Genomic DNA, 6,684 nt, shown 5'->3' on the forward strand with positions numbered 1-6,684 from the left:
ATAATTCCCCCGCATTATGTTCAATAGGCGTTGGGCGGCCTGGACCGGCTCAACGGGGACGCCGGGGCTTGCGCCGCCTGACGACTATTTACCCCCGCGTGCGCCGAGGCTGACGGGCAGTCCGGCCACGGTCTGCCCCCACACCGAACCCGCCCAACTTAACGGGGGCGGACGGACGGTCAGAGGATATTGAGGTTTCAGGTCGGCGCCGGGCTGTCCGGCGGCGTGTCAGCGTCGGCGTTGTCTTCGGCGTACAGGTCGGCCAGTAAACCCACTTCATCGGCGTCGCTGACTTTTTCGTCGGCCATTTGCTCCGCCGGATGCGTACTGGCGTGTACCGCCTGCAAGGCCCGGATAGAGACCTGCGTATACACCTGGGTGGATTCCACGCTGGCATGGCCTAACATCGCCTGTATCCAGCGCAGGTCCGCCCCGTTCTCCAGCATCTGGGTTGCCATCGCGTGCCGGAACAGGTGGCAGGCACCTTTTTTCTCGATGCCGGCGGCCCGGATATAGCCGCTCACGGCATGGGTGATACCGTTCGGTTGCAACCCGTCTAGCCCGTCCATCGCCACGAACAGCGATTGAAGGTCCGGGGTGACCAGCAGTTGCGGGCGGACCTGTTGCTGATAGAACTGGAGCCAGCTTAAAGCCCGTTCGCCGAGGGGCAACACCCGGTCTTTATTGCCCTTGCCCTGCCGGATGGTCACGGTTTTGCGTGACCCGTCAATGCTGTAGATATCGAGCCGGGCCGCTTCACTGCGCCGTATCCCCGTTGACCAGAGCAGCTCCATCAGGGCCCGGTCGCGCGCGCCCTGCAACGTATGCGGGTCAGGCAGCGACAGGATATGCTCGATTTCATCAATGCTCAGGATATACTTTGGCAGCCGTTTTTCTTCCCGCGGCAACTCAATGTCCGCTGCCGGGTTCGCCAGTATCAGATTCTGTTTCGTCAGCCATTTGAACCACACCTGTAACGGCTGCAACTGCGTGCGTTGGGTGCGGATGCTCAGCGGCTCTCCGTTGGTCTTGCGGTACTGGTACAGGTAGCGCTGGTAACGTTCCAGTATCGGCCGCGTGATATCCGCGGCATAGTACAGGCCCCGGTCCGTGGCCCACAGGATGAAGCGATAGGTGTGATGGGTCTGTACTTTCAGCGTGGTTTCCGACCAGTTCCGCTCCTGCCGCCACGCCACAAAGCGCAGCAGCAACGCATACAGGCTCTTCGGGTCATGTGCCGGACCCACCGGCTGACGGTAGACGTCATCGACGGTCAGGAGACTTCCTTTGCGCGGTTTACGGTTTGCCATGATTGACCTCCGGTTGAGATTGAGGGGCGGGCGCAGACAAGGGGCGTGTTTTCTTTTTTCCTTTTATCACTGTGTCTTCCGTTACCCCGACTTGCGGCACGCTGAACCCGTGTTCTGCCTGCCCTGATGGGGATTTTTTCGTCCCAGACTTGACCCTAACTTGACCCAGACTTGAGGCAGACTTGCGTTCATTGAAGTCAGACTTGCTCTCCTGACCTGTCGGGACGGCTGCCGGCGTTTTATCCCTGTCGGGCACGGGCAATGCGTCTCCGTGATTATTTTCCCTGATAACTGCGTTTTCATCTGCCCGGACTTGTGCACCCGCAGAACCTTGTGCTGTCTGGGCTGACGCGGGTTTTTCTTCCCCAGACTTAGACCAGACTTGCCCCAGACTTAGGGAAGACTTGCCACCTTCCGGGTCAGACTTGCGTTCACTGCCTGCCGTTTCTGAGTCCGGTTCTCCGACATCCAGCAGGCCGCACAGGTGCGCCGCGCCGTTGTCTTCCCCGTCCCACAGCAGTTCATAATGCAGCAGGTGCCCCCGGCTGCCGCCATGCGACAGCAGGTATTCCATTTCGGTGAGACGCTGACAATGATTCTTAAGCTGGCTGTCGCTCCAGTGGGTAAAGGCGCGGATATCCCGCCGGGTAAAGCGCACTTCGTTTGGCTGGCAGTGCTGGATTTGCGCCTGTGCGTTCACCATCGCCTGTATCAGCAGTAACAGCTTACGCGTCTGCGGCGGCATTTCATCCAGCGTGCGCCCCAGCACGTCATGCGCCAGCTGGTTAGCCAGGGTAATGTCGTCTTGGGTGACTTCGATATATTCGATGACCTGTCCGCGGTGGGTGGTTTTCTTCACTTCACGTTGATACTGGTGCAGCAAGGCAATGGCTTGTATCAGCGTCAGGTATTTCATATGGTCGCGCCGCATCCGGGTTTTATCGCTTAAAAAAGTGAGCTGGTGCGCATACGGATTCACCACTTTCAGCGGCCTTAACAGGCGCTGGGCATTCTGGTGTAACTGCGTCAGATAGCCTTTCTCCGAGTCAGCCAGCAACCCGGCCAGTGTCTGACGGTGCCGCTGCATGGCGTGGATGGCCTGCGTCTGTTCGCGCGATTCGTTGACCGTCAGCACCAGACAGCGGTTCAGCAGCTCTTCATCCACATCAATGGCGGTGGTGGTCAGCATCAGCATCACCGGGCCCTGTACCTTGTATTCCCGCGTCACCAGTTCGCCGCTCTGTTCGTTCTTGCCCGTTGACGCGATTTTCAGTTCGCCGTCCGACTGTAACAGTTTCAGGGCATAGGCCGCCTGCCGCACGCCTTCCTCTTCGGCTATCGCCAGTATTTTGTGTTGCAGGCTGGTTTCCCCCAGATAGTAGAGGCTCTGCCCGGTCATCGCCGAGTACTGGATACGCTCCTCTTCCGGCATCAGGTTCAGCACCGCCTCCATCAGGGAAGATTTCCCTGCCGCCGAGCTGCTTTGTATCAGCACGGCCAGCGGTTTATCGAGTTTGCGCGAGACTGCCGCCAGATACCCGGTCAGCAGATTGGTGGATTCGCCGACCACCCCGCAGGCGGCCATGTCGTGGATAATTTGTTCTGTTAAGTTCGGTGATGTCAGCAACGCCAGCGCGGCGGCTTCGTCTTCCGCGCTGACCGTGACTGCCGTTGTCCCTGCGGCTTCGGCATCGGCCTGCTGTTGCGCATCCTGTTGCTGCTCCAGCATCAGCAGGACCCGCCCGGCTTCGCGTTTGATGACCGACAGCTCGCATTCCAGCTCTTGCGCCGCCGTGCTGATGTAGTTCTGACGATGCCGCGCGTGATACATGTCCAGCGTATCCACATGGAACAGGCCGGACGTTTCATCCCGCACCTGCACATTGACTTTCATCACATCGGGCACCGGGGATTTTTTCATCCCCCGTACCCGCCAGACCCGGGGGCCGCTTTTCATCAGCAGTTCACCGCAGGCCGTGCGCTCACAAGGCACCGACGTCACTGGCGACTCAGGGCGGGCAGCGAAGGAAGCCGGTTGAGGCTCACTGGCGCTTTGTGGCGGTTCCGTCGCCCCCGAAGTCGCTGGCCGTTCATGCTGGAACACCGCACCTGGTGCCGTTCCCTGTCCCAGCCAGACCGCCTGTTGCAGGGCCAGCCCCAGCGCATGTTCGGCGTTGCCGCTTTTCAGCGCATAGTCATTGGCATCCATACCCGGCGGGAACTGCACCCGCCATGCCTCGATACCGGCTTCCAGTAAATCAGCCGCCACATTAGCCGCGCCACGGTCTCCGGCCTCGTCCCGGTCAAAGGCAATCAGCACCCGTTTCACGCCGTGATACTGCAAGGCTTCGAGGGACTCACGGTTAAACCCGTTCACCCCGAACGCGGCGATCACGTTACGGAACCCGGCACACCAGAAGGTCATGGCATCGATCAGCGCTTCGCACAGGATAATTTCCGCAGCGGCTTTCATCGCTGCCTCATTCCAGACCCCGGCCAGGGGTGAGGACAGGTACAGATGCTTTGGGCTGTCTTTCAGGACTTTGTAATCCGGCTGGGTTCGGCGACCATACAGTTGCAGCGCCCGCCCGCGGCTGGCCACACTGGCCGATTCGACCCAGCCGATTATCGGCACCACGACGCAGCCCCGGAAGTGGTCCTGCCGGGTGGTGGTACGCAACACGCCCAGCCCCGACAGCTTGCCGCGCAACTGCTGACCTTCCTGACTGTCTTTGGACGGCAACAACCCCGCGGAACCGCTGATACCGTGATGACCCGCATACCCCAGCTTAAAGTGGCTGACCAGTTCAGGATGATGCAGTCCGCGTTTTTCCAGCCAGGCTTTGGCTTCCGGTGACGCCAGTAAGTTCTGATGATAAAAATCAATCACCTGATGCAACAGCGCCTGCCCGTCATCGTCCAGGTCGGCCAGTTTCGGGCGCGGCAGGGGTGCAGACTGTGATCCCGGCGGGGCGGCTAAAGAAGAAGCGGCCATAACTGCATTGTCCATGTCCGGCAGCCCGGCCAGCTCCCGCAGCCGGCGGATAGCGATTTTCAGCGTCACGCCTTCCGTTTGTATCACCCAGTCCAGCACCGACCCCGCGGCGCCACAGCCAAAGCAGTGATACAGGTTCTTGGCAGGCGATATCACCATTGAGGGCGTTTTCTCGTGATGGAACGGACAGCGCAGCACATAATCCTCACCGCGTTTTTTCATCGCACGGCCTTGCTTACGCGCCAGCCCCAGCAATGAAACGGACTGCTTTAAGCGGGCTAAATCGGTATCGGGAACATGGGTCATAAGTCTTTCCTTTTGAACCTTGTCAATAGACATGTTTGCGATATATAATAATCGCATTAAAGAGACTTTACAACAGCCAGCTAAAAAGGAAGGGGTACAATGGCGGACATTTGTGTTTTGCAAACAGGTATTGATATGTCCGTATTTTCTGAACGGCTTAAGATGCTCAGAGAAGCTCGGGGATTAACCCAGTCGCGGCTTGCCGAGATGATTGAGGTACTGCCCAGAGTGTATAACCGTTGGGAACGGGGACACATCGTCCCTCAACTGGAATCCCTGATTAAGCTGGCTGATGTTTTACAGGTTTCTCTCGATGAACTGGTTGGCCGCCGCGAGACCAGCAAAGATGTGAAGATACGTAACCACATATTGCATGAACTCTGGCAACAGGCTGATTCGTTATCCGATGAAGAGCAGAAGGCGTTGATTATGGTGATTGACAGTTTTGTTACCAAGTCAATGATGGAAAAAGTTGTTATGAAGAGCGCTAAACGCTGAGATGACGCGGCAACCATGAGTTCGCACCTCATGATGGCCGCTGACCACACAACCAACTATGCAGGAGTTGATTTATGGCTGAACGCGATTGTAATGTAAATTCAGGCAGTTCGAAAGCGCAACGCCGCTATAAGGTCGGCTATATCAGCCGATGTCACGCCGACCGGAACACCGGCATGACCCGCTATTACAGCCAGCATCCCAGCCTGCACCTTAAAGGCAACTGGCTGGAAGAAGCGGGCTTTGCGACCGGACTGCCGGTGCAGGTCAGTGTTGAGCACGGGCAGTTGATTATCCGGCTTGTTGAGAACAGCTGACGGTTAAAAGCAGGAAGCTCCCGGCCACTTCAACTGACCGGGACGCCTGATTAACAAAAATCCTGTTCTATATTACCCTCCGCCTTTAGGATTGCCAAAAAGCGTTGATAAGCAGTTTCATCTAACTCAAGTAGATCGTCTAATAACCTCTCTTTAATCAACGCCCAATGATAAATACCCGGATTATTATTTTGAAAATATACCAGTTCACCATTTAATGTAGGATCAATTACTGTTACTTGCGAAAGATCATAAGCGGATAATCCTCCATAATTTCTTGGCATGCCTAAACATAAGGATTTTTCATTTATCCAATAAATAGCAAATACATCAATGAGTTCACCATCTGATTCTTTTATTTTCATTTAACATTATCCTTTATTGAATCTATTACCTTTTTAGGATCCTGTTGGATTCTCTGAGGGGTAGTAATCTTCATGTCATAGGCTTTACCAGTATTTGAGTTGTACTGGTAATGTATAGTTATCGTTTGTCCATCAGGGAGCTTATGTTTTGCTTCCATTTTTTGGAAACCTGCTGCCATAGGAAAACGCGGATCATTATTTAATCCTGGTAAATCTTTTCCTTGCAGGGGATTAGATTGCACCTGTTTCCAGAAAGTTTGTTCATTCAGATCCCTTGGTGCTGCAACTTGTTGCCCCGGTTTCGCGGTAGATATCTTTTCAGCATTTTTGATAAACTGTTGATGATAAACAGTATTAGCCGATTTATCACCCAGATTCGTTGTGCCTTGACTGTTTTTCCCAATCTTTTCCAGCGCCGCTTTCTCTGTATTAACAACCGCGCCTGTGCTTCCTTTTGTTGTTGGCGATGATTTCGGCCCTTTGCTGCCCTCAACAATAACAGGCAGCGTCATCGCCATTGCTTGGGCCGTTTCAGGACTCATGCCCATCGCCTCAAAGCGTTTTGACCAGCCAAGTTCGCTTACCTTGCCTGTGGCAGCCTGACTTAATGTATTCACCGCCGACAGGTAATTTCTGAACTCAACCGGCAATGTGCCGTCCCGGTCCATATTTTTGAGGGTACTCTCAAACACCGGCCACTGATCAACCAGATAACCATACTTCTGCGCACACTGGTTCGGGTTGCTGTTACAGAAGTTCATCATTTCCTGCTGATTACGGATATTAGTATCAACCATATCCTTGATCACTTGTTTGCAGCTTTCGCCTTCACAGGTGCGGGCTTGATGCGCAAAATTGTCCAGCTCATTCACGCTCAGATAGTTATTCTCAAT

The 6,684-nt window shown here is 55.2% G+C and carries 6 protein-coding genes; 2 read left to right on the forward strand and 4 right to left on the reverse strand.

Features of this window, described 5'->3' with window-relative positions; all coding sequences use genetic code 11:
- Positions 1-197: 197 nt before the first annotated feature.
- Positions 198-1,310: a site-specific tyrosine recombinase XerC gene (gene xerC, locus ACGF49_RS23860; protein WP_387493114.1), complete on the reverse strand. Its 1,113-nt coding sequence runs from the start codon at positions 1,308-1,310 to the stop codon at positions 198-200.
- Positions 1,297-4,611 carry a CHC2 zinc finger domain-containing protein gene (locus ACGF49_RS23865; protein WP_387493116.1) on the reverse strand — a complete coding sequence of 1,105 codons (3,315 nt, stop codon included), beginning with the start codon at positions 4,609-4,611 and terminating at the stop codon, positions 1,297-1,299. The genes xerC and ACGF49_RS23865 overlap by 14 nt, the downstream gene beginning before the upstream one ends.
- Positions 4,612-4,710: 99 nt before the next feature.
- Between ACGF49_RS23865 and ACGF49_RS23870 the strand changes: the two genes are divergently transcribed.
- Both ACGF49_RS23870 and ACGF49_RS23875 read left to right on the forward strand, forming a co-directional pair.
- Entirely contained in the window at positions 4,711-5,109 is a 399-nt protein-coding gene (locus ACGF49_RS23870) for a helix-turn-helix domain-containing protein (protein WP_036838980.1), read from the forward strand.
- Between the two features lie 74 nt (positions 5,110-5,183).
- Positions 5,184-5,426, forward strand: a complete 243-nt coding sequence (locus tag ACGF49_RS23875; RefSeq protein ID WP_387493120.1) for a SymE family type I addiction module toxin — start codon at positions 5,184-5,186, stop codon at positions 5,424-5,426.
- Between the two features lie 50 nt (positions 5,427-5,476).
- On the opposite strand, the gene ACGF49_RS23880 is transcribed toward ACGF49_RS23875, so the two are convergent.
- On the reverse strand, positions 5,477-5,791 hold the full coding sequence (locus ACGF49_RS23880) for a hypothetical protein (RefSeq protein ID WP_387493124.1): 315 nt from the start codon (positions 5,789-5,791) through the stop codon (positions 5,477-5,479).
- The coding region (locus ACGF49_RS23885; RefSeq protein ID WP_387493127.1) for a hypothetical protein at positions 5,788-6,684 on the reverse strand (897 nt) is incomplete at its 5' end. The genes ACGF49_RS23880 and ACGF49_RS23885, both read right to left, overlap by 4 nt.

The sequence above is a fragment of the Photorhabdus sp. RM96S genome, assembly GCF_042879335.1.
Classification (GTDB): domain Bacteria; phylum Pseudomonadota; class Gammaproteobacteria; order Enterobacterales; family Enterobacteriaceae; genus Photorhabdus; species Photorhabdus kayaii.

Bases quoted from the DNA above. Each gene is read 5' to 3' on its own strand.
- xerC (WP_387493114.1), bottom strand. From the start codon at position 1,310: ATGGCAAACCGTAAACCGCGCAAAGGAAGTCTCCTGACCGTCGATGAC.
- ACGF49_RS23865 (WP_387493116.1), bottom strand. From the start codon at position 4,611: ATGACCCATGTTCCCGATACCGATTTAGCCCGCTTAAAGCAGTCCGTT.
- ACGF49_RS23870 (WP_036838980.1), top strand. From the start codon at position 4,711: ATGGCGGACATTTGTGTTTTGCAAACAGGTATTGATATGTCCGTATTT.
- ACGF49_RS23875 (WP_387493120.1), top strand. From the start codon at position 5,184: ATGGCTGAACGCGATTGTAATGTAAATTCAGGCAGTTCGAAAGCGCAA.
- ACGF49_RS23880 (WP_387493124.1), bottom strand. From the start codon at position 5,791: ATGAAAATAAAAGAATCAGATGGTGAACTCATTGATGTATTTGCTATT.